The organism is Rhizobium sp. P38BS-XIX (assembly GCF_012641435.1).
Lineage (GTDB): Bacteria > Pseudomonadota > Alphaproteobacteria > Rhizobiales > Rhizobiaceae > Rhizobium.
Genome location: NZ_JABAIJ010000014.1, coordinates 1 through 22,476 on the forward strand (window position 1 = coordinate 1; position 22,476 = coordinate 22,476).

19 protein-coding genes are annotated in these 22,476 nt (G+C 60.2%); 7 read left to right on the forward strand and 12 right to left on the reverse strand.

The annotated features are described in order from the left end of the window. The 6 genes from HGP17_RS29485 to HGP17_RS29510 all read left to right on the forward strand — a co-directional run. On the forward strand, positions 1-338 hold a 338-nt coding region (locus HGP17_RS29485; RefSeq protein WP_168814815.1), incomplete at its 5' end, for a TOBE domain-containing protein. Between the two features lie 12 nt (positions 339-350). Continuing rightward, the gene (locus tag HGP17_RS29490; protein ID WP_168814817.1) at positions 351-1,901 is read left to right on the forward strand and encodes a GMC family oxidoreductase; all 1,551 of its coding nucleotides are present in this window, start codon (positions 351-353) and stop codon (positions 1,899-1,901) included. A gap of 9 nt (positions 1,902-1,910) precedes the next feature. Further along, the gene (locus HGP17_RS29495) at positions 1,911-3,566 is read left to right on the forward strand and encodes a GMC family oxidoreductase N-terminal domain-containing protein (RefSeq protein ID WP_168814819.1); all 1,656 of its coding nucleotides are present in this window, start codon (positions 1,911-1,913) and stop codon (positions 3,564-3,566) included. A gap of 30 nt (positions 3,567-3,596) precedes the next feature. After that, complete coding sequence (locus HGP17_RS29500; RefSeq protein WP_168814821.1) at positions 3,597-4,766, forward strand: Gfo/Idh/MocA family oxidoreductase; 1,170 nt, start codon at positions 3,597-3,599, stop codon at positions 4,764-4,766. Between the two features lie 31 nt (positions 4,767-4,797). After that, positions 4,798-6,879 (forward strand): FAD-binding protein, encoded by a 2,082-nt coding sequence (locus tag HGP17_RS29505; protein ID WP_168814823.1) that lies wholly within the window; start codon positions 4,798-4,800, stop codon positions 6,877-6,879. 221 nt (positions 6,880-7,100) lie between these two features. Next, positions 7,101-7,733, forward strand: coding sequence for a Pr6Pr family membrane protein (locus tag HGP17_RS29510; RefSeq protein ID WP_168814825.1), 633 nt, complete (start codon positions 7,101-7,103; stop codon positions 7,731-7,733). Between the two features lie 152 nt (positions 7,734-7,885). Here HGP17_RS29510 and HGP17_RS29515 read toward each other — a convergent pair whose 3' ends face one another. The 12 genes from HGP17_RS29515 to HGP17_RS29570 form a co-directional block, all read right to left on the reverse strand. Next, on the reverse strand, positions 7,886-8,884 hold the full coding sequence (locus tag HGP17_RS29515) for a Gfo/Idh/MocA family oxidoreductase (RefSeq protein WP_168814827.1): 999 nt from the start codon (positions 8,882-8,884) through the stop codon (positions 7,886-7,888). Next, positions 8,881-10,065: a mannonate dehydratase gene (gene uxuA / locus HGP17_RS29520; RefSeq protein ID WP_168814829.1), complete on the reverse strand. Its 1,185-nt coding sequence runs from the start codon at positions 10,063-10,065 to the stop codon at positions 8,881-8,883. The genes HGP17_RS29515 and uxuA overlap by 4 nt, the downstream gene beginning before the upstream one ends. Continuing rightward, positions 10,062-11,534 carry a mannitol dehydrogenase family protein gene (locus HGP17_RS29525; protein ID WP_168814831.1) on the reverse strand — a complete coding sequence of 491 codons (1,473 nt, stop codon included), beginning with the start codon at positions 11,532-11,534 and terminating at the stop codon, positions 10,062-10,064. Before HGP17_RS29525 ends, uxuA begins: the two co-directional genes overlap by 4 nt. Before the next feature lie 40 nt (positions 11,535-11,574). Then, positions 11,575-12,642 (reverse strand): sn-glycerol-3-phosphate ABC transporter ATP-binding protein UgpC, encoded by a 1,068-nt coding sequence (ugpC, locus tag HGP17_RS29530; RefSeq protein ID WP_168814833.1) that lies wholly within the window; start codon positions 12,640-12,642, stop codon positions 11,575-11,577. Positions 12,643-12,646: 4 nt separating this feature from the next. Then, complete coding sequence (locus tag HGP17_RS29535; RefSeq protein WP_168814835.1) at positions 12,647-13,873, reverse strand: AGE family epimerase/isomerase; 1,227 nt, start codon at positions 13,871-13,873, stop codon at positions 12,647-12,649. 4 nt (positions 13,874-13,877) lie between these two features. Further along, positions 13,878-14,771 (reverse strand): carbohydrate ABC transporter permease, encoded by an 894-nt coding sequence (locus HGP17_RS29540; protein WP_168814837.1) that lies wholly within the window; start codon positions 14,769-14,771, stop codon positions 13,878-13,880. After that, the gene (locus HGP17_RS29545) at positions 14,768-15,655 is read right to left on the reverse strand and encodes a sugar ABC transporter permease (protein ID WP_168814839.1); all 888 of its coding nucleotides are present in this window, start codon (positions 15,653-15,655) and stop codon (positions 14,768-14,770) included. The genes HGP17_RS29540 and HGP17_RS29545 overlap by 4 nt, the downstream gene beginning before the upstream one ends. 117 nt (positions 15,656-15,772) lie before the next feature. Further along, complete coding sequence (locus HGP17_RS29550; RefSeq protein ID WP_348649005.1) at positions 15,773-17,077, reverse strand: extracellular solute-binding protein; 1,305 nt, start codon at positions 17,075-17,077, stop codon at positions 15,773-15,775. An 86-nt stretch (positions 17,078-17,163) separates the two neighbouring features. Then, the gene (locus tag HGP17_RS29555; protein ID WP_168814841.1) at positions 17,164-18,426 is read right to left on the reverse strand and encodes a neutral/alkaline non-lysosomal ceramidase N-terminal domain-containing protein; all 1,263 of its coding nucleotides are present in this window, start codon (positions 18,424-18,426) and stop codon (positions 17,164-17,166) included. After that, entirely contained in the window at positions 18,423-19,565 is a 1,143-nt protein-coding gene (locus HGP17_RS29560; RefSeq protein WP_168814849.1) for an amidohydrolase family protein, read from the reverse strand. The genes HGP17_RS29555 and HGP17_RS29560 overlap by 4 nt, the downstream gene beginning before the upstream one ends. Continuing rightward, positions 19,565-20,344 carry a sugar isomerase domain-containing protein gene (locus HGP17_RS29565; RefSeq protein ID WP_168814851.1) on the reverse strand — a complete coding sequence of 260 codons (780 nt, stop codon included), beginning with the start codon at positions 20,342-20,344 and terminating at the stop codon, positions 19,565-19,567. Before HGP17_RS29565 ends, HGP17_RS29560 begins: the two co-directional genes overlap by 1 nt. Beyond that, a complete protein-coding gene (locus tag HGP17_RS29570) occupies positions 20,337-21,119 on the reverse strand; it encodes a 6-phosphogluconolactonase (RefSeq protein ID WP_246704285.1) in 783 nt (260 codons plus the stop codon). Before HGP17_RS29570 ends, HGP17_RS29565 begins: the two co-directional genes overlap by 8 nt. A gap of 209 nt (positions 21,120-21,328) precedes the next feature. Between HGP17_RS29570 and HGP17_RS29575 the strand changes: the two genes are divergently transcribed. After that, on the forward strand, positions 21,329-22,321 hold the full coding sequence (locus tag HGP17_RS29575; protein WP_168815075.1) for a LacI family DNA-binding transcriptional regulator: 993 nt from the start codon (positions 21,329-21,331) through the stop codon (positions 22,319-22,321). The last annotated feature ends 155 nt before the right edge of the window (positions 22,322-22,476 follow it).

Sequence of the window (22,476 nt, forward strand, 5' to 3'; positions counted from 1 at the left end):
CCGACGGCGAGCCGGTCAGGCTGCCGATCGCACCCGGCCGCGAGCAGCTCGAAGCCCATGCCGGCCGTCCCGTCGTCTTCGGCATCCGCCCCGAGGCGCTGACCGACCCGGATGGCGCCGACCGCAACGCACAGACCGTTTCCGAGAACGACTGCCTGATCGAGGTGGTCGAACCCGCCGGCTCCGACACCTTCGCCGTCATCAAGCTCGGCGGCAAGGAAGTCGTCGCTCGCCTGCGCGCCGATGCACGCATCCACGCAGGCCAACACGCACGCCTCGCGTTCAACCTCGACAAGGCCGTCTTCTTCGATCCAAACTCCCAACTCAGAATCGCTTGAACGGGGGATTCCATGAACGACACCCCCGATATCGTCATCATCGGTTCAGGCATGGGCGGCTCCACGGTTGCGGCCGGTCTTGCTGCATCCGGTGCCAGCATTCTGATCCTCGAAGCCGGCGATCATATTGCCGACCATCCGGTCAACCGCGACCAGCGCGCCATCTTCCAGCGCGGACATTTCCGACCGAAGGAAACGTGGTACGAGGCGAACGGCGTGGGGTTCAATCCCGGCAACTACTACAATGTCGGCGGCAATTCGAAGTTCTATGGCGCCGTGCTCTCGCGCTACCGGCGCGAGGATTTCGCGCTGATGGAGCATCAGGAGGGCGTCTCGCCGGCCTGGCCCTTTTCCTATGACGTTCTCGAGCCCTGGTATAGCCGCGCCGAGCGCATGTACAATGTGCGAGGCCGACTTGGAGAGGACCCGACAGAACCACATCATTCCGCGACTTACGATTATCCTCCGGTTCCCGACGAACCCGCGATTGCGGATGTGCGGGCGCGTTTGAAGGCAAAGGGGCTTCATCCCTCCTCGCTGCCGCTGGGTGTCGATATCGACCGATGGCTGGCGAAGGCGCGTACGCCTTGGGACGCACATCCGAATTCCGCGGACGGTAAGATGGATGCCGAAACGGTCGCGCTTTCGGCCGCTCTCCAGCATGGCAATGTGAAGCTTGAGACGAACGCGCGGGTGCTGAAGCTCGAAACCGGCGCAAACGGTCTCATCGAAAAGGTCGTTTATCAAAAGAACGGGCAGACCCTCTCCGTCACGCCAGCCATTGTCGTTCTGTCGGCCGGCGCGGTTCAATCCTCCGTGCTTCTGCTGCGGTCCGCCAACGATCGCTACAAGACTGGCCTGGCGAATTCGTCCGACCAGGTCGGCCGCAATTTCATGAATCACAACTCCTCGGCGGTCATCGGGATTTCGCCGACCTTCAGGAACACCTCCGTGTACCAGAAGACCTTTGCCTTCAACGATTTCTATCTGTCCGATGGCGAGGGTGGGCCGCCCCTCGGAAATGTTCAGCTTCTCGGGCGGGTTTCCGGCAAGATCCTGAAAGGCTCGCTTCCGCACGTTCCGGAGCGGCTTCTGGATTTCATTGCCGGACATGCCGTCGATTTCTACGCGATGAGTGAGGATATCCCCAATCCCGAAAGCCGGATCATGGTCGACGGTGACAGGATCGTCCTGCAATGGAAGCGCACCAATTGGGATGCGCATCTCGCGCTCGTTGCCAAGCTGAAAGGCATTCTGAAATCGATCGGCTTTCCGCTTGTTCTTGCCAAGCCCTTCGACAAACGCACCCCATCGCATCAATGCGGAACCGTGCGCATCGGCAACGACCCTGCGACGGCGCCGCTCGACATCTTCTGCCGCGCCTACGACCACCAGAACCTTTTTGTCGTCGATGCGAGCTTCCTGCCGACTTCGGCCGCCGTCAATCCGGCGCTCACCGTCGCCAGCCAGGCATTGCGGGTGGCCGATCACATCGCATCCACGGATTTGAAGCAGACGCGCGTCGCCGCAGATCTCAACCCGGCAACGCCTCGCCTTTCATAGGATCACAACATGGCTTTCGATTATATCATAACGGGTGCCGGGCCGGCGGGCTGCGTGCTTGCAAACCGGTTGAGTGAAGATCCAAGCGTCAAGGTGCTTTTGCTGGAAGCGGGCGGCGGTGACTGGAATCCGCTGTTCCACATGCCGGCCGGCTTTGCCAAGATGACCAAGGGCGTCGCGAGCTGGGGTTGGGAAACCGTTCCGCAAAAACACATGAAGGGACGCGTGCTTCGCTACACCCAGGCGAAGGTCATTGGCGGCGGGTCATCGATCAATGCGCAGCTTTATACGCGCGGCAACGCCGCCGATTATGATGCGTGGGCCAGCGAGGATGGATGCGAAGGCTGGGACTATCGTTCGATCCTGCCATATTTCAAGCGTGCCGAGGACAATCAGCGCTTTGCCGACGACTATCACTCCTATGGTGGCCCTCTGGGCGTTTCAATGCCCACGGCGGCTTTGCCGATCTGTGACGCTTACATCCGTGCCGGTCAGGAACTTGGAATTCCCTACAATCACGATTTCAATGGCCGCCAGCAGGCTGGCGTCGGTTTCTATCAGCTGACGCAACGCAACCGTCGACGCTCCTCGGCATCTCTCGCTTACCTCTCTCCGATCAAGGATCGCAAGAACCTGACGGTCAGGACCGGCGCGCGCGTCTCACGCATCGTCCTGGAGGGACGGCGTGCCGTCGGCGTCGAGATCGCCGGCAAGAATGGCCCGGAGATCGTGCGAGCGGAGCGGGAGGTTCTCGTTTCTTCGGGTGCGATCGGCTCTCCCAAGCTTCTTCTGCAATCGGGCATCGGACCGGGCGATCATCTGCGCTCCGTCGGCGTCAAGGTTCTGCATGATCTGCCGGGAGTGGGCGGCAACATGCAGGACCATCTCGACCTCTTCGTCATCGCCGAATGCACGGGCGATCACACCTATGATGGGGTCGCGAAGCTGCACCGCACGCTTTGGGCCGGTCTTCAATATGTGTTGTTTCGCACTGGCCCCGTCGCGTCCTCGTTGTTTGAAACCGGCGGATTCTGGTACGCAGACCCGAATGCGCGCTCGCCCGACATCCAGTTCCATCTTGGACTGGGATCGGGCATCGAGGCGGGTGTCGAGCGTCTGAAGAATGCCGGCGTCACGCTTAATTCGGCCTACCTTCATCCAAGATCGCGCGGCACTGTGCGCTTGTCGTCGGCTGACCCGAGCGCGGCCCCTCTGATCGATCCCAATTACTGGTCCGATCCCCATGACAGGGAAATGTCGCTGGAGGGGCTGAAGATCGCGCGAGAGATCATGCAGCAGGCGGCGCTCAAACCCTATGTGCTTGCCGAGCGGTTGCCCGGCCCGAAGGTGATGACCGACGCGGAACTCTTCGATTACGGCTGCGCCAACGCAAAGACCGATCATCACCCGGTCGGCACCTGCAAGATGGGGACGGGATCGGACGCCGTGGTCGGGCTCGATCTGCGGGTCCATGGGCTGGAGGGACTGCGCGTCTGCGATTCCTCGGTCATGCCGCGAGTTCCGTCCTGCAATACGAACGCGCCGACGATCATGGTGGGAGAAAAGGGTGCGGACGTGATCAGGAACCTGCCGCCGCTTCCGTCAACGATCTTTTCTTACGAGCGCAATGACACGCGGCCCCGCGCCCGTGCCGCTATTCGTTAGGCGCGTTTGAGGTTCAAGGGGATGAATGCAATGGCTGAAATCAAGGTAGCAGTGCTCGGCGCTTCGGGCTGGATGGGCAAGGTTCACACCATGGCTTACCAGACCTTTCCGCATTTTCTCGGGGTTTCGGGTGGCACGGCGCGGGTCGTGGCGCTGGTGGAGGCGAACCCGAAAGCTGCGGAGGATTTGGCCCGGCGGGCGCCTGGCGCAAGGATCCTACAGGATTGGCAAGTGGCCGTGCATGATCCAGACATCGATCTGATCGACATCTGCCTGCCTGACAGCCTGCATTACGAGGTCGCCAAGGCGGCCTTGTTGGCCGGAAAGCACGTCTATTGCGAAAAGCCGCTCGCCAACACCGCTCAGGAAGCGCGCGAGCTTGCCGATATCGCCCGGGAAAAGGGTCTGATTACCCGCGTCGGGCATGCCTTTCCGCGAAACCCCGTCCACGATCTGGCCAAGGAAATCATTGAGGCCGGGGAGATCGGCGAGATCAAGATGTTTCGCGGTTGCCAGCATGTCGACATGTATGGGGATCCCAACGCGCCTTTCATGTGGCGCGCCGACGGCAAGCTTGCTCCAACCGGCATCGTCGGCGACACGGGCTCGCATATCTTCAGCTTCATGGAGTTCCTGGTCGGGCGTGTCAGCGCGCTGATTGCCGACAATCTGATCGTGACGCCGAAGCGGCCGGTGGTCGAAGGTCTTGCCTATGGTGAACAGGTGCAGCTGAAAGGCGACGAGCGCTGGGCTGAGATTACCAATCCCGATGCGACCAATCTGCTTTGCCGTTTCGAGAACGGCGCAAGCGGTATCGTCGATTTCAGCCGGGTGGCGACCGGCCGCAAGTTCATGCAGACCTACGAGGTCTACGGCACCAAGGGCAGTCTTGCCTATACCTATGACGAAGTGAACCGACTGCGGTTCTATTCGAATGACGACCGCGCCGGTCGCAGTGGTTTCCGCGAGATCGACGTCGGCCCGGAGAACCCGACCTTCCGCGCCTTCCTGCCGCTCCCGAACTTCGCGCTGGGCTATAATGAGAGCAAGATCATCGAAGTGGCGGAAGTCATCCGGTCGATCAGCACGAATACGCCGATGTGGCCGACTTTCGAGACCGGCCACCACATCTGCCAGATCGTCGATGCCTGCATGGAATCCTCGCGCCTCAAGCGCTGGGTCGACATTCCGCTCGCCTGACCCTGATGGCTATTGCAAGGAATAGAGGCCGATGACCATTGATGTGCCGCAAAACATTCTCGACGCGCTGACGGATGTCGATATGCCGCGGCTTCCGCCGGAGATTGCGGCCGGTGAAACGATGCGGCTCGCCGGTATCGACGTGCCGGTTTACAGAGCCGGGTGCGTTGTCGTCGGCTCGGGGGCAGCGGGCTTGCGCGCGGCCGTCGAAATGAAACGCCGCAGCGATGACGTAATCATCCTCAGCCAGAGTGCCTGGGGCGGGACATCCGCCTGTTCCGGATCGGACAAGCAGACGCTTCACACCGCAAACACGGCCGATCAGGGCGATAATTTCAAGGCTATGGCACGCGCCATCCGCGCCGGTGGCGCGATGGACGAGGACACGGCCTATGTCGAGGCGGTCGGTTCCGCCCGCATGATGGCGACGCTGCAGTTTCTGGGGTTGCCATTGCCTCAGGATCCCCTGGGCGGCACGCTCCGATACCAGACCGACCACGACGAGGTCGGGCGGGCAACCAGTTGCGGTCCGAGAACGTCCCGGCTTATGGTCAAAGTACTGGCCGAGGAGGCCATTCGCCTTGATGTTCCGTTTTACAATCACACCACCGCCGTCAGCATTCTGACCCGCAGAGAAGGCGATGCTCGCCAGATCTCCGGTGTCCTGGCGATCCGCGCGGCCGATCGCAGCGAGACGAATCCTTTTGGTATCGCGCTTTTTGTCTGTGGGGTGCTGGTGTTGGCAGCCGGGGGGCCGGGAGAGCTTTATCGGGACAGCGTTTATCCAAACGGCTGCTTCGGATCGCTTGGTCTTGCTCTGTCTGCAGGCATCGAACTCGTCAATCTGACGGAAAGTCAGTTCGGCATCGGCACGCGCAGGGAAGGGTTTCCCTGGAACCTTTCAGGCACCTATGTCCAGTCGATCCCTCATATCTATTCGCTCGACAGCGATGGAAACGAGCATCATTTCCTGGCGCAATATTATCGTAGCACGCAGGAGATGGCGTCGAACATCTTCCGCAAGGGATATCAGTGGCCTTTCCACTCCACCCGCATGCTCGAATTCGGTTCGAGCCTAGTGGATCTTGCGATCTATCGCGAGACTGCGGCGGGCCGCCGCGTTTTCATGGATTTCAACCGCAACCCCCTGCCAGTCCCCGGCGACGAGGACTTCGATCTGCAGCGGCTCGACGACGACGTAAGGCATTATCTCGGCAAGGCCGGCGCTGGCCAGGAACTGCCAATCCAGCGTCTGCGGCACATGAACCCGCTCGCGATCGAGCTTTATCGCCGCTACAAGATCGATGTTGCCGAAGAGCCGCTCGAGTTTGCGGTCAACAACCAGCATATGAACGGCGGCATACTTGTTGATGTCTGGGGACGCAGCAGTCTTGCCGGCTGCTACGCGATCGGGGAAGCTGCGGGGACACACGGCGTTACCCGTCCGGGCGGTGCGGCCCTCAATGCGGGTCAGGTGTTCGGCACGCGTGCGGCCGAACATATCGGTGCCAGCGGCAAGGCGAAGGCTGCGCCAGAGACTGATGTGAGCGACGGCGCCGAAGCCTGCGTTCTAAGGCTGTTAGACACATTGAAGACCGACAGCCCTCTGACCGCAAAAGCGATCCGTAGCGACGTGCAGGCCCGGATGAGCGATCGGGCTGGAATGATCTGCGACGCTGACAGCGTCGCCGAGGCGTTATCCGATGCAAAGGCCCTTAACGCCGAAATCCGAGAAAGGGGTATCGGCTACGACCGCCCTGCGGAAGCCGCGCGTGCGCTTCAATGGCAGCAAATGGCACTTGCATCTGAGGCTGTGCTTACGGCTCTGGATGCTTTCATCAGCAATGGTGGCGGTAGTCGGGGTGCCCGGGCCATCTGTGATCGGGAAGGGGAATGCCTGCCATTTGATCGGTCCGGCCCGCTTGACGACTATCGCTTTCGAAGGGAGGACGACATTCATCGAGCCGAGCAGATCGTCGTCAGGCTTGACGCTGATGGAATGATGGCGTCGACCCGTCTCATTCGGCGTTTCGACGAAAATGCGAAGTCGTTCTTCGAGCGCGATTGGCCAGCGTGGCTGACTGGCCATATCTATGATCTTGGCTCCGTTTGAGGGTATGCAGCGCCTATCGATCGTTATTTAGAGGTTACATTATAAGCTAAGGCAACGCCGCTAGCCTGAGCCATGCGGCATACGGCCAAGACGCGGAACAACCGCGCCCGATGTGCGGCCGTGAATTAGAGCCAGGCTTCCCGTGGTTCGCCTTATCTCCGCCATGTATTCTCTCTCATACAGCAACTGGTGGTCTCAATCTTCGCAACGTCCCGGATTTCATGACGAGCTCGATCCGTTATTATCGCTGCATGATCGCGCTGCTGGCGCTGACAGGCGTCGTCATCTCCTACACAGCCATCGTGCCGGCGGCACATGTGTCACGAGTGAGGCTGACCACCAATTTTCTGAGCTATTTCACCATCCAGTCCAATGTCGTTCTGGCCCTGGCGTTGTTGGCAGGAGAGGTGGCTGCGGCATCGCTGATCGGTCGATGGGCACGTCATCCGTCGGTTAGAACCGGCCTTTTCCTTTATGTGGCGGTTGCCGGTGCTGTTTATGTCTTGATCCTGAAGGATGCCTGGCATCCACGTGGCTGGCAGCTGCGCGGAGATCAGATCCTGCATTATTGCATTCCCATTCTGGCGGCGCTGGACTGGCTATTCCTCGCTGAGCGGGGCAAACTCACCTGGCGCGATGCAATCTGGTGGCTTGGTTTTCCCGCCCTCTATTCCGCCTATACGCTGGTGCATGGTCATGTTTCCGGCTTCTATCCCTATCCCTTTCTGGATGTGGGCGATATCGGCCTTGAGGATGTCTTGACGAACATGGCTCTATTGGCGGCGCTGTTTCTCGCACTTGGATGCGCGTTCGTTTTGCTTGACCACATCGTTGCAAAGTTTCTACGCCGCTAGCCGTCGTATCGCGGCCGCGACACGATGCGTGACAGCTGTCAAAGGAAGCGGCTAGAGCAATTCCAGGAAAAGTGCGCAGCGGTTTTCCGTCCGGAATGCGCGAAAACAAAGAGATAGAGCGGTTCGGGGATTCCGTGAAAAGCTGAACCGCTCTAGCGCTTGGACCGCAGAATTTCGTCAATAAATGCATGCGCGCGCAGGGCATCGTCGCCGTTCACGACAAGCCGATCGCCCTTTGTAATCGCATCGATGAAGTTGCCGAGCAGTTCCCGATGCAGGTCGTGACCGAAGGCCATCGGGTCGCTGCCGAAACCGGCTGCCATGTTTGCTCCTGCGCTGACCATACGGCCATCATGTAGATTGGCCTGCAGGCTGTCGCCGGTCAGAAGCGCCGTCCCCTTCGAGCAGATGAGTTCGATCCGTTCCGGATAGCCGGGATAGGCGCAGGTCGTTGCATTCAGCGTTCCTGTCGCGCCGCTTTCAAAGGAAAACACCGCATTCACGAGGTCTTCCGTTTCCATGCGATGGATGGACGTCGTTCGAGAAAAGGCCGCAATGTTCGACGGGGTGCCTGCCAGAGCGAGCAGAAGATCGATCGTGTGAATGCCCTGCGTCAAGAGAACGCCGCCGCCGTCACGCGCCAGTGTGCCTCGACCTGGCGCGTCGTAATATTGCTGCGGACGCCAGTTGCGCAGGCTCATCGATGCTTCGAGGATGGTGCCCAGTTCTCGGGCCTGCAACATGGATTGCAAGGTCAGGAAGGATGATCGAAACCGGTTCTGCAGGACCACCGCCAAGAGCACACCGGCATTCCTTGCAAGCGAAACGGCAGCCTTGGCCCGCTCCAGCGAAATATCCAGCGGCTTTTCCAGGAGGATATGTTGCCCGGCTTTCGTGGCTCTTTCAACAAGCTCCAAATGCGTATTGGGCGGCGTCAGGATCAGGACGGCATCGGCGAAGCGCGTGTCGAAAGCCGTGTCGAGGTCAGCCACAGGCGGAAACCCATATTGAGCGGCGAAGGCTTCGCGGCGTGTCTCGGTCGGGCTGTAAACGCCGACCACATCGACCCGGTCGGCAAGATCGATGAGACTGCGGGCGTGGTGCCCGGCCGCCATGCCCAGCCCTATGATCGCCACCCGCAGTTTTGTCATCGAAGCCCTCCCAGGGTCTCGATCGTGCGCATGACGCCGCGCAGCTCGGCGAGACCCTTGAGGCGGCCGATACAAGAATATCCGGGATTAACGCGCTTGCCGATATCGTCAACGATGGCATGGCCATGGTCGGGGCGCATCGGTATTTCCCAATCCTCTCGGCCTTCCGCTTGCCGCCGCCGCTCCTCGGTCATCAGCGCATCGACCACACGGATCATGTCGGTATCACCCTCCAGATGCTCGGCTTCGTGAAACGATCCGTCGCCTTCCTTGGTGACATTCCGCAGATGCGCGAAATGGATATCGGGTGCGAACTCCTTCGCCATGGCGACCAGATCGTTTTCGGGATTTGCCCCATAGGAGCCGGTGCACAGGGTGATGCCGTTCGCCGCTGAAGGAACGGCCGACAATAGGGCGCGTGCATCGGCCGCGCAGCACACCACGCGCGGCAATCCGAAGAGCGGGAATGGTGGATCGTCCGGGTGAATGGCCATGCGGACGCCGGCTTCCTCGGCAACCGGAACGATCTCCGCCAGAAACTCGAACAGATTTTGTCGGAAACCTTCAGTCGAGAGCTCGCCATAGACATCGAGCATCCTGTTGAGGCTTTGGCGATCATAGACGAACTCGCGAGCCGGGACCCATTCGATCAGATTGCGCTCGAGCCGGGCAAGATCGCTTTCGCTCATTCTCTTGAGGCGCGCCTGCGCTCTTTCGATCCGCTCAGGCGGATGGTCAGCTTCCGCGCCCGGGCGCTTGAGGATGAAAAGATCGTAGGCGCAGAATTCGACGACATCAAACCGCAGCGCTGTGCCGCCATGCTGCATTTGATAGTCGAGGTCAGTCCTGGTCCAATCGGTGATGGCCATGAAATTGTAGCATATTGTCTTGATGCCCGCCTTGGCGACCGCACGGATCGACGCCTTGTAGTTGTCGATGAGCTCGCGGTAGCGTCCGCTGCGCGTCTTGACGTCTTCGTGCACGATGATGCTTTCGACCACAGACCAGGTCAGGCCGGCATCCTCGATGATCGCCTTGCGTTTGAGGATTTCGTCTTCGGGCCATGCCCGTCCGTCGTTCAGCTGATGAAGCGCCGTAACGATGCCGCTCGCGCCTGCCTGCTTAACATGAGAGAGCGTGACCGTGTCGTCCGGTCCGAACCAACGCCATGTCTGTTTCATTGTTCTTCTTCCCTCATCATCAACTCCTGCAACGCCTTCTCTGGCCCCTTGTCCCGGATCGCTTTCAGATGGCTCGCCACCAGATCAATTAGCTTGGAGCGCTCCGGTGCGGCCTTCGCAAAACCTGTAACGTCGAAGATGGCTTCGACCTCCCTCATATGATCAGGGAAGTCGGCTTCGACATTCGCCAGTTGCGCATCGAGCGGATCGGAGAACGCCGCCTCCTTCGACCGTCCCTGAAGCGCTGCAATCCAGGCGGCCACGACGAAAGAGAGATGCTCTGCCGGAAACTGCATCGACAGGCGTTCGCATGCCGCCGCGATAATCCGTTGCGGCAGCTTCTGCGAGCCGTCATTGGCGATCTGAGCAGTCCTGTGCTTCAACGCGGTATTCGAGAAGCGCTGGGTGAGTTTTGCCGTATAGGCCAGCGGCTCAAGGCCCTTGTCTTGCGGAAGGGTCGGCACCAGCTCGCCCCAGACGCCATCGACGAATTGCCTGACGAGCGGCACTGCCATGGCATCGGACACTGTCTGAAGGTCGAGCAACTGCCCGAGATAGGCAATGGCGGAGTGCGCGCCGTTCAGCAACCTGAGCTTCCTCACCTCAAACGGAGCGACATCGTCAACCATGGTCACACCGAACGGTTGCCAGTCCGGCCTGCCATGCGGAAAGCGATCCTCGATCACCCATTCGCTGAAGGGTTCGGTCACGACAGGCCATGCGTCGGTCATGCCTGTTGCGTCCTCGATGCGCGTTCTATCGGCTTCCGTTGTCGCCGGTACAATCCGATCCACCATGGTGGATGGGCAGGAGACATCGTGCTCGACGAACCGCGCAAGCTCCAGGGAGCGCTGTGCCGCAAATTCTCGCAGCAGACGGTGCAGGGTATGCCCGTTGGCAGGAAGGTTGTCGCAGCTGAGGATCGTGAACGGCGCATGTCCGGCCGCGCGCCGCCGCACGAGTGCCTCGGTGATCAATCCGTAAATCGTACGCGGATTTTGCGGATCGGCGAGATCGGCGCGAATATCGGGATCATTCAGATCAAGAAGGCCATTCGCATCGCGCAGATAAGCCTTTTCAGTCACCGTCAGCGAAACGACGCGAATATCGGGATTGGCCATGGCGGCAATCACGGCTGCGGGATCTTCCGGTGCCACCAACAGGTCTACGACTGCGCCGATCACCCTCAGTGCTTCGCCGCCGCCGTCACGCACCGCAAGCGTATAGAGGCCGTCTTGCGGTTGCAGCGCATCGCGTGTCTGCGGACTGCGCAAGGATACGGCAATCACGCCCCAGCCTGTCTGACCTGCCGCAAGGCACTCATCGATGTACATGGCCTGATGAGCGCGATGAAACGCGCCGACGCCCAGATGGACGATGCCTGGTGTGATCGCCGATCTTTCGTAACCCGGGCGAAGAACGTCGTCCGGAAGCTGGCCGATCGTATGTCGTGAAAGGCGCAAACTCATCTTTCCTCTCGACATTGCTCTGTTTTCGACGTCATGGCGGTCAAACGAAGCGGATGCCTGTCGCTGCATCGAAAAGATGGGTATGTCCCGGAGGAATATTCAGAGGCATGATGTCGCCGACCTTGATGGGCATGCGCTCGCGAAGTTGCGCGGAAACTTTCTGGCCATCGATCGTTCCCTGGATGAAAGTCTCCGCGCCTGTCGGCTCGACGTTGGTGACCGTCATTGCAATGCCGTTGCCGTCCGTCGCGATCGCCAGATGCTCGGGACGAATGCCATAGGTGACAGCCGTTCCAGGTGCAGCGGCAGCCATGTCGGCGAGCGGCAGAAGGGTTCCGTTTTCGGTTCGCACAGACTTACGATCTCCGGCCACTGTTGCGGAGAGGAAATTCATCGATGGGGAGCCGATGAAGCTTGCGACGAATGTGTTGACCGGCTTGTCGTAGAGGTCGAGCGGCGCGCCGACCTGCTCGACAATACCGTCGCGCATCACCACGATGCGGTCAGCCATCGTCATGGCCTCGATCTGGTCATGCGTGACGTAGACCGTCGTCGTCTTGATGCGCGCATGAATATCCTTGAGTTCAGCCCGCATCTGCACACGCAGCTTTGCATCGAGGTTCGACAACGGCTCGTCGAACAGGAAGACCTTCGGGTTGCGAACGATAGCGCGGCCCATGGCCACGCGCTGACGCTGGCCGCCAGACAATTGCTTGGGATAGCGCGTCAGATATTCGGAAAGGCCGAGAATGCGAGCTGCGTCGGAGACGCGCGTGGCGATCTCGTCCTTGGGAGTCTTGGCGAGCTTCAGCGAGAAGCCCATGTTTTCGGCGATGGTCATGTGCGGATAGAGCGCATAATTCTGGAAAACCATGGCGATATCGCGGTTTTTCGGCTCGACATCGTTGATGACGCGACCGTCGATGCGGATCGTACCGCCGGTGATTTCCTCAAGGCCGGCAAGCATGCGCAGCAGCGTGGACTTGCCGCAGCCCGAGGGACCGACCAGCACAACGAAGGCACCGTCCGGCACTTCGACCGAGACACCCTTGATGGTCTCGAATGTACCGTAAGCCTTGCGGACGTTCTGGATTTCGACTGAAGCCATGGATCTATCCTGAGATTTTTGGGTTTTGGGACATCAGTTGATCAGCGGCGCGAATGGCCGCGAGCAGGCTGAGGCCGGTGTGATAAGCGGGATCGAGGTCCGGCGTTGCGGGAACGAAGTCCACCGGTCCTTCTTTCGTCATGGTCTGATAGGCAATCGGCGGCGTGCCGCGCCAATAGTGGTCGAAGAAGGCACGATGGGCCGTTTGCCAGACGCGCAGGCTTTGCTGGCTCCGCGTGCGGCAATGGGCAAGTGCGGCGGCACGGATCGCTTCCGGCAGTGACCACCAGGGGCAATTGGGCGTAAGCGCCTTGCCGGTGGAAACCGAAATTGCGCTCGCAATGCCGGGACCGACGAAGCCTTTGTCGAAAGAGCAAGTGAGGATGCGCTCCAATATTTCGATCAGCGCCGGGTCGGCATTGTCGTCGAGATAGTCGAGGGCGAAGCCGACGAATTCGATGCCGTGCCCCGGATTGCAATCGTCTCCGCCAGGCACGTCACGCAATAGCCCGGCTTCCGGGTCGAAATGCCGGTTGATGACATGGGTAATAAAGCGATCGGCATAGGCCAGATGTGCCGTGTGGCCGAACCCTTTCAGCATTGCCGCTGCACCAAGCAAGATCATGCGGGGGCCGAAATCCTCGGGCTGGCCAGCTATGTTATCGAGCGATAGCAGCTGGCGTTCATCGATCTGAAAGTGACCGATCTCTATGGCCGCGATGATACGCTCGAGATAGGCGAGATGGTCTGGAAGATCGGGCAAGCCATAGCGACTTGCGGCCGCCACGAGACCCTTGGCGAAGAATGCATCCGAGTAGGTATAGACAAGCTGCGGATTTTGCTGCGCGTGAAGCACGCCTGGGGCATCGCCATAGACTGGCTTCATCTCACGATCGTAGCAAAAATAAGCGTGGCCGTTTCGCCGTTGCAAATCTTCGAGCAAGGCGTAGAGCCGGCTGCCGACTGCATCGAGCTTGTCGGCGAGCGGCGGCAGATCTTCCTCGAAAAATTCCGCGTGTTCGATCAATGCTTCCAGGCCGCGTCCCTGGATCCACCCGTAAGTGTAATCCGGGCCACGCAAGCCGTCCCTGGCGTCGTAGTCTGCCAGCGTCAGGCTGTTTTGCTTCGTGTTGAGGACACCGTTGCCAAGTGCCGGCCGTTGCAGCATCCAATAGAGGGTGCCGGCATTGGCTGCTGCATAGGTTCTGCGTGCTTCTTCGAGGAATTGCATGCCATCACTCCTTGAGGCCAGTGCTTGCGACGCCCTGAACGAAGTTGCGGCGGAGAATGACAAAGAGCAAGATGGATGGAATGAGAACCGTTGCGGAAGCAGCGCTCAGGCGCCCGAGGTCGACGGTAAATCCGGTCTGGAAGAGCGCCAGTCCCACTTCGATCGTATAGCTCGAGCGCGTTGTCGCGACGATCATCGGCCAGGCGAAAGCAGTCCAGGCCTGGAAGAAGGCGAGGACGGCCAAAGCGCCGAGAGCGCCGCGCAACAATGGCAAGACGATGCGAAAGAAGATCCAGAACTGCCCTGCGCCGTCGATGCGTGCAGCCTCCAGAAGCTCGTCCGGGATCGAATGCATCACGTTCTGGCGGATCAGGAAAATGCCGAAACTCATCACCAGATAGCCGAGCAGCAGCCCCCAGACAGAGTTGAGGATACCGAGGCTTTTTGCCTGGAAATAGAGCGGTATCATATAGACTTCGAACGGCACGATGGCGGTTGCCAGGAAGAGCGCGAAGAGAATGCTCATCGTGCGGTAGCGGAATTTTCCGAAGATGTAGCCGGCGATCGCCGACGTCGCGACAATGGCGATCGTCGACATCACGGCAAAAGCAATGCTGTTGCCGATCCATCGCAGCAGCGGAGTCTCTCCAAGCACTGCCGAAAAGTTGGCGATCGTAGGGTCGCGCGGAATGATGGTCGGCGGCCAGGCAAGCATCTCGGCGGGCGTCTTGAACGCATTCGCCACCAGGAAAAGCAGCGGCAGCAACATCAGGATCGAAACGACAGCCAAAAAGAGATCGATGGCAAGATTTGTCAGCTTTCGCTTGCGTCGCAGGCGCAGGCTATCGGCTTTTTCCGCGGCGGTGAGTTCGCCATAGTGCATGGTTTCGGTCGTCATGCCTTGCCCCTTTCCCGCAGCATCGAGAACTGAATGAGTGTCAGCCCCAGCACGATGACCAGAAGCACGACCGCCTCGGAGGCGGCGTAGCCGACACGATAGTTGCGGAAGCTATTTTCCAGCATGTCCAGAACGAGCACGCGAACCTGCCTGCCGGGCGCGCCTTGAGCGTCGGAGGCCAGCACGAAGGCCTGGGCATAGACGTTGAAGCCGGACACGAGCGTTACGACGGAGACGTAGAGCGTAATCGGCTTCAGCATCGGAATGGACAGATACCAGAAGCTTTGCGGGCCGGAGGCCCCGTCGAGCTTGGCCGCCTCATAGAGCGAGACCGGCAGATTCTTGAAGCCGACGATATAGATCAGAACCGCATAACCGAGCGCCTGCCAGGAGCAAAGGACGATGATGCAGATCACCGACAGAACGGGATCGAAGAGCCAGTTCTGGGCGGGAATGCCGAAGAAGGTCAAAAGCGCATTGAGCGGGCCGAGGCGAGCGTCGAAAATCCATTTCCAGGCCATGGCCGCCGGCACCAGCGACACAACGTGCGGAATGAAGACGGCGGTTTCATAGAAGCCGGCCATCTTCGACCGCGTGCGGTGGAATATCAGCGCGGCAATGATGAGGGCCATCGGGATGGTCAGGAAAAGTACGCCGAACGCAATGATCGTCGTGTTGACCAGCGCATCGAGGAAGAGGTGGTCGCCCATCAGCTCGCGGAAATTGGCAAGCCCGATGAACGGTTTGTTCTTCGACAGGATATTCCACTGATAAAGGCTAAGCCTCAACGTGCCGATGATCGGATAGAGGCGAACATAGGCAAAAATTGCCAGCGTCGGTAGGATCGCAACGATCGCAAAGAGGAACCTTTTGCGCTTCAACATTCGGTCGTGGCCTGTAGACGAGTGGATGCAGCCGCAGAACGGATCGGCACCACTATCCCCATGGGTGCCCGGAGCCTTCGCCCCGGGCGGCGATTAGTTTGGCAAGCGTGATGGCTCTTATTTCGCCAACAGCCCCTCGCGATCGAGAATGGTGTTCACCTCGTCGCTGCTGCTCTTTAGGAAGGCGTCGATCTTGGCATCATCGCCGGCAAGCGACGGGTCCCCGAAGGCGACCACCAGCTGCGCAGCGACGCGCGTGAGAATTTCCTCGATCGGGCCGATGGAGGGCAGGGTGAAGAACTCATAACCCTTCGGATAATCGACGAAGGCGGCAAACGCCGGCTGCTTCGATGTGACGCTCGAATAATCCAGGCCGGCGCGGTTCGGCAGCCAGCCGACATTTTGCAGAAGCCAGATCAGGTTTTCCTGAGAATTGGCGGCCTTGGCGAATTCCCAGCCGATGGCGGAATCGTCGCCGGCGACATAAAGATTGGTCGGCAGCGCTATCGAGCCGCGCGGCAGTGGTGCGGTCGCATATTTCAGGTCCGGCGCCTTCTTGGCGATATCGCCGATCACCCAGGACTCGCGCATGAACATCGCCGTCTGGCTACGCTCGAATGCATCGGCGTCAGCCGGCATTTCCGGGGTCACGGTCTTCGTGGTGAAGATGTTGGCGAGATATTGTTTCAACGCCTTGCGGCCGGCTTCGTTGGCGAAGTCCGTCTTCCACTTGCCGTCGCCGGCCGGCACGAGGATTGCGCCGCCGAATTGGTGCAGATTGAGCCAGAATTTCTCGGCGATGCCCTGGCCGCCGCCGGAAAGACGCAGGCTCCAGCCAGAGACGGTTGCCTTGCCCGAGGCATCGCGCTGCGTGAGCTTCTCGGCATAGGTCGAGAACTCTTCCATGGTCTTCGGCGGAGCGGTCAGGCCTGCGGCCTTGAACAGGTCGGTGTTATAGTAAAGCGCGCCCTGGCCGCGGAAAAGTGGCACGCCGTAGACCGTGCCGTCGTAGCTGGCGCTGTCGATGAAGAATTTATCGAAGTTCTTGCCGTCCTTGACGAATGTCGAGACATCGTCAGGAGCCTTCGGCAGGAGATCATTTTCAAGGTAGCGGGTCGCCGTCGAGCCCGAAAGCTCGATAACGGTCACGCCTTCCTGGCCGCCGCCCGTCAACCCGAGGGCCACACGCTTTTCATGCTCGCGCAAGGCAATCGCTTCGACCTTGACCTGCAGATCAGGATGAGCCGCCTTCATGCCTTCGGCAACGTGCTCGTAGAAAGGCGCCATTTCCGGGTAGCCGCTCCACACAGTGAGCGTCTCGGCCGAAGCGGAGGCGATGCTGGAAAAAAGCGTGCCGGCAAAGGCCGCGCTCACGAGCAGCGCCCGCGTGGAAATCTTCATTTTCACTGATGCATTTTTCACGTTTCTGTTCCCTTATCTTTGTTGGAAAAATTGTCATGCAACCGGTTGCGTGTCAAGCTTCGGCTCATCTTGGATGTCGCCACTGGTCAGGCGGCGCTATCCAACTTTCTGGCCAAATCGATCGCGCATCTGGCAAGTGCCTCTGCTGAGCCCGGCGCGAATGTTATAGGCATGCCGTAGTAGCGATGAGCCTCATCCACCTCGTAGCCGCCATGCTGGAACTCACTCGCGGGGGGAATATAGCCGGGGTTGTCCTCCGCAAATCCGATGATGAAAGACTGTTCGCCGGATGCGATGCCAGCTCGGATCGACAATGCGGTCTCGGTGAAGATTTCGCCGGGCAGCGCCACGATCGTTATACCTCCCCAATCGAATAGCGTGACGCGCGCCGCCATTGGCTCCTGTCCTTTGGGTGCGACCTGCTGCGCCCATTCGGTCCAATAGCCAAGCAGGTTCCTGCGCGCAGGTTCGGCGGTCGGTGCCTCGTCGCGCCAGAGCTTCTGCAGCGCCTTCGGTGAGTCCTCTTCACGGCGCTCGAACTGAAGCATCACCGTGTCGTTGAACACATGGATGCTGTCAGTGATTGGCCGCTCCACAGCCGTCAGCGCCGCTTGTGCGACCTTGCTGCCGATCCGCCGCGCTGCATCAAATGTTCGATCTGGCGCGGCCGTCAGCGTGATGGAAGCATGTGCGGAATGACCGGTGTTCACGTCTCCCACGCAGCCGGTCAGGAAGATTGCGATTGCGCCGGGATGGGCGCCCTCCAATGCTTGCCGAACGAAATGCGGATAGTCCGCCGTCCAGAGCAAGTTATCGGCTGCAAGAACGACCGGATGGCAGGCATAGCCGGTCACCACGGCGATCATCGCCCCATCTTCGCCGCGCACGCGCAACAGCGGCAGGGTGGCATCGACCGGTCCGTCGATATGGCGCCGATTGCGAGCGACCCTGGGATCGCTACCCCTAGCGATTGTCATCTCGGCCGACCGCCGTGAAGTGGCCGCCTTGTTGATCGCTGCCACACACGCGTCTTCCAATCTTTCCAGATAGGCCGGATCCGAGGGAGCGCCGAGGCGACCTTCCATCGAAACGGGGCCGCCATGTGTGTGAAGAGCGGCCACCACGACATTGTCTGTGGGCAATGAGCAGCGCTGCCTTATGCGCATGCTCATCTGCTTGTCGATGCCAATGACGTCGGCCACGACGATTGCCGTATCGCCGATCACGAGCGCCCGTGCCGTTAGAGGATCGTGCGCACCCGTTGCCGTGAGGCTTCGCGCGGCAAAACCGGACATCGCGAGTCCTGGCGGCGGGGTGATATCGATGATGGCGGCGCCGGCTTGGATCATCGGTCGAATACCTTTTCGCCGCGCAGCCAGGTTTCCCGCACCCGGATCTCGCGATCGCCCTTTGACCATTCGAACCGGATGAGATCGGCTCTGGCGCCGACTTCCAATCGTCCGCGTCCGCCGACGAACCGGCCGGGATTTTGCGTGGCGAGCAGCAAGCTGTCGGCAAGTGGAATTTCCGCCATCTCCGCGGCAATTGCGACATTCGCCGCAAGAGGCAGGCTGGCGCCGGCGAGATAGGGTGTTTCGGCAATGCCGATGCGACCTTCAGGCGAGACTTCCACATTGCCGCCGACCGGTTGCCGATAGAGGCCCGGCGGCATTCCCGCCAGGGCAACCATGTCCGAGACGAGAATGGTCCGCGCCATCCCCTTGGCACGCAGCATGGATTTGAACGTATCGGGCGGCAGATGCCAGCCGTCGGCGATCAAGCTGGCGGTCAGGCGGTCGTCGGCAAGCTGCGACCAGATGACATTCGGATGGCGCGGCAACATGGATGCAGCGCCATTGCCGAGATGGGTCGAGAGTCTGGCTCCGGCTGCGGCTGCGGCGTGGATTTCCTCCGGCGTGGCCGCCGTGTGGCCGAGAGAGACGAGGATGCCCTGCGCTGTCAGTGCAGTTATATAGTCGATCGATCCCTCATGCTCCGGTGCAAGCGTCACCATGGAAACAAGATTGCCCGAGGCGCGCTGCCAGCGCTCGAACTCCGCAAGGGACGGTGGCCGGATATGGGCGAGCGGATGGGCTCCACGAGGGCCATCGATTCTCGAGATCGAAGGCCCCTCGAGATGAACGCCTGCCACCATCTCGGCAACCAGTCCATCGTCAGCGCGGCTTTCGGCGATCGCCTCCAGGGCCTGCAGGATCGCTGCTTCCGATGCGGTAATGATCGTCGGCAACCACGTCGTTACGCCGACGCTCAACAGCTCCCCGCATATCGATCGCACAACATTCGGTGTAACAGCGCCGTTGTTGAGATCGAAGCCGCGAAAACCGTTGACCTGCAGGTCGATGAGACCAGCTGAAATGAAGGTGGGGCTTGCGCTCTCGCACGGCTTTATCGCCGCGATCGCGCCGTCGACGATCTCTATCGCAATGGCCGTGCCTGTGCGGGGATCAATGCCGTCGACAACAACCATCACAGCGCCTTTACCCGACCCTGGAAGTTCGCGATGAAACGGCCGTTTGCCTCATCGCCACCCGGTGCATTGCCGCTGCGCCAGACGGGCGGTTCGATACCCCGCTCCACCAGCTTGGCAACCGTGCGGATGACCAGGCAGTTCAGCGCGAAGGCATTGGCAAAGGTCGAGATTGCCGCGATATTCTCGCTCATGCCGGCAATCGTGACGACTGCGTCGCCAATCGGCACCTTGCAGTCGATTGCGATGTCGACAAGGTCGTGCAGATTGCGCTTGGTCGGATGGCGGGCCGGATGGTCCGGTGACGTCTTGTTGGCGTGCTCGTGCGAGCTGATGCCGATCAAAAAGGCGCCGCGATGGCGTGCTTCCAATGCCGCATCGATCAGGGCGGCGTTGATGCCATAGGCGTTGATGAGGATCAGAAGATCGTTTGCGTCGATACGATTGTTGGCGATCACGATCTTGCCGTATCCCGGTGTGCGTTCGATCGCCATCGAGCGCAGCGCACCATTGGAAAGCAGCGTGCCTTCGTCAAGGATGGCGCTGATATGCATCAGCCCGCCGGCGCGGAAAAACACCTCTTGCGCAGCCAGATTGGAATGACCGCCAGGCCCGAATATGTGCACCAGTCGATCGGCGGCAATCTGGTCGGCCAGTTTGGAAGCCGCGCCGTCGAGAGCTGCTTTCTCCTCTGCCAGGATTCGGTGCATCAACGCCTGGGTGGAGGTCAAATAGCTGTCGCAGAGTGCGTCGACGTCGATCTTGGTGGCGTCAGGCATCGGGATCCGAGTCCTTGTCGATGTAAAGGGTGCAAGCGGCATGCGTACGCAAGATGGTTGCGGGGCACTCCTCGCTGAGGGGAGCATACAGCGTTCCCCAAACCGCCTCGCGCTTGATTTTACCCGGCACGACGCAGAACAGGCGGCCCGCGCGCATCAGCCTTGGTACGGTGAGCGTGATGGCGCGATGCGGCACCGAGGCCAGATCCGGGAAGCAATCGTCGTCTACCTGTTGCTGCCGGCAGACATCGTCCAGCTCGACGAGCTTGACGTCGAATGGATCGTCGAATTCCGCGACAGGCGGATCGTTGAAGGCGATGTGCGCGTTTACGCCAATGCCAAGGCAGACAAAGTCGATTGGCGCCTCGTTCATCAGTGCAGAATAGCGGGAAACTTCGGCCTCGGCGTCCGGTTCGGGTGTCATGCGATGCACGGCGGCAAAGGGCAGTCGATTGAAAAGATTGGCATCGAGCCAGTTGGCAAAGCGTGCGGGGGACGCTGGATCCAGCCCGATATACTCGTCCATGTGAAAGGCCGTGACACGGCTCCAGTCGATCCCCGGCGAATTGGCGAGTACCGCCAATGTATCTGCCTGGCTGGGTGCCGAGGCGAAGACGATGCGCGCAGTCGCGTGGCTGCAAAGGCGTTCGATCAGCGCCGCTGCAATATCGGCTGCTGCCGCTGCACCCATGTCTCCACGGGTCGCAAAGCTTTCGACGACAAGCTGGTCAGCGGTTCGCCGTGTCATCGGCGAGGGGCGTATGGCGGAATTCAATACGGTCTCCACGATTGATGTGCGGAAACCAGCGGCGCGACGCCATATCCTGCGGTCGCGGCCGTTACGGTTCCCCTTGTTCTTGTTGGTCAAAGACTTTCATGCAACCGGTTGCATGTCAAGTGGATGAATGGCAGTCTTCTGCATCGATTGATGAGGCTGTGAACTTTATGGTAAGCGGGTCCAGAGCGAGCGAGTTTCAAGACACGATGATCAAGCGGGCCAAGGGCGTTACCATCAGCCAGGTTGCGGATGCCGCAGGGGTGGCGCGTTCCAGCGTCTCCCGTGCCTTCACGCGACCCGACATGCTGCTGCCCGAAACAGTCGAACGCATCCTTAAGGCGGCTGAGGCTTTGGGCTATGTGCCGAACCATACGGCGCGAGCGCTCAGCACCGGCCGCCACGGCAACATCGGGCTGATCGTACCGGACATCGCCAATCCGTTCTTTCCACCGCTGATCCAGGCGGCCCAGCTCGAGGCCGATCGTTCGGACTTCTGCATCTTCCTTGGCAATACGGAGGAAAATCCCAAGCAGGAAGACAAGCTGGTCGGGCGTTTTGCCGGCCAGGTCGAAGGCCTTGTGCTGACCTCCTCGCGGCTTAGCGACGAGCGCATTCGTGCGCATGCCAGCCAGTTGCCGCTTGTTCTCATCAATCGTGACCTCGAGGGTATTCCTCGCGTGCTCATCGACAGTGGCTCCGGCGTCCGCCAAGCCGTGGAACATCTGGCGCAGCTCGGCCACCGCAAGATTGTCTATGTCAGCGGCCCGTCGAATTCCTGGTCGAACAAACAGCGTCGCGCGGCAATCCGCACGGCTGCCTCAAGCTTTCGCATGGAGCTTGAGGTCGTGCCGGCCGTACTTCCCAGCTATAGCTCCGGCCGCAATGTCGTGGACGCGATCCTAAGTGCCGGTGCAACGGCCGCGATCGCCTTCGACGACGTGACTGCTCAAGGCGTATTGGCGGGTCTGTCGGAGCGAAAAGTCGCGGTGCCCGCCACATTCAGCTTGATCGGTTGTGACGACGTGCTTGGCGCCGTCACCTATCCGGGGCTGACTTCAATCTCCAATCGGTCCAATGAAGCCGGTCGGCTGGCTATTTCCCTCCTGCTCGAGATGCTGAGCAACCGCAGTATCCGCGATGTTCGTTACGTTCTTGAGACCCATCTTGTCGTCAGGGGTACGACGGCCGCTGCCGGATAGGGCTATTCCGTCATCGATTGAAGCCACGCTTTCAATTCGCCAGATATATGACAGCCAACTCTGGGCCACGGCGTGGCGCCTCCTTCAGGTCGAAACTTGAAATTTCATCATTGAACGCCCTCGGCTTGACGATTGAAGAAAATTCAATTCGGCTC

Excerpts from the sequence above, each read along its gene's own strand:
- HGP17_RS29490 (WP_168814817.1), top strand. The coding sequence starts at position 351 with ATGAACGACACCCCCGATATCGTCATCATCGGTTCAGGCATGGGCGGC.
- HGP17_RS29495 (WP_168814819.1), top strand. The coding sequence starts at position 1,911 with ATGGCTTTCGATTATATCATAACGGGTGCCGGGCCGGCGGGCTGCGTG.
- HGP17_RS29500 (WP_168814821.1), top strand. The coding sequence starts at position 3,597 with ATGGCTGAAATCAAGGTAGCAGTGCTCGGCGCTTCGGGCTGGATGGGC.
- HGP17_RS29505 (WP_168814823.1), top strand. The coding sequence starts at position 4,798 with ATGACCATTGATGTGCCGCAAAACATTCTCGACGCGCTGACGGATGTC.
- HGP17_RS29510 (WP_168814825.1), top strand. The coding sequence starts at position 7,101 with ATGACGAGCTCGATCCGTTATTATCGCTGCATGATCGCGCTGCTGGCG.
- HGP17_RS29515 (WP_168814827.1), bottom strand. The coding sequence starts at position 8,884 with ATGACAAAACTGCGGGTGGCGATCATAGGGCTGGGCATGGCGGCCGGG.
- uxuA (WP_168814829.1), bottom strand. The coding sequence starts at position 10,065 with ATGAAACAGACATGGCGTTGGTTCGGACCGGACGACACGGTCACGCTC.
- HGP17_RS29525 (WP_168814831.1), bottom strand. The coding sequence starts at position 11,534 with ATGAGTTTGCGCCTTTCACGACATACGATCGGCCAGCTTCCGGACGAC.
- ugpC (WP_168814833.1), bottom strand. The coding sequence starts at position 12,642 with ATGGCTTCAGTCGAAATCCAGAACGTCCGCAAGGCTTACGGTACATTC.
- HGP17_RS29535 (WP_168814835.1), bottom strand. The coding sequence starts at position 13,873 with ATGCAATTCCTCGAAGAAGCACGCAGAACCTATGCAGCAGCCAATGCC.
- HGP17_RS29540 (WP_168814837.1), bottom strand. The coding sequence starts at position 14,771 with ATGACGACCGAAACCATGCACTATGGCGAACTCACCGCCGCGGAAAAA.
- HGP17_RS29545 (WP_168814839.1), bottom strand. The coding sequence starts at position 15,655 with ATGTTGAAGCGCAAAAGGTTCCTCTTTGCGATCGTTGCGATCCTACCG.
- HGP17_RS29555 (WP_168814841.1), bottom strand. The coding sequence starts at position 18,426 with ATGATCCAAGCCGGCGCCGCCATCATCGATATCACCCCGCCGCCAGGA.
- HGP17_RS29560 (WP_168814849.1), bottom strand. The coding sequence starts at position 19,565 with ATGGTTGTTGTCGACGGCATTGATCCCCGCACAGGCACGGCCATTGCG.
- HGP17_RS29565 (WP_168814851.1), bottom strand. The coding sequence starts at position 20,344 with ATGCCTGACGCCACCAAGATCGACGTCGACGCACTCTGCGACAGCTAT.
- HGP17_RS29575 (WP_168815075.1), top strand. The coding sequence starts at position 21,329 with ATGATCAAGCGGGCCAAGGGCGTTACCATCAGCCAGGTTGCGGATGCC.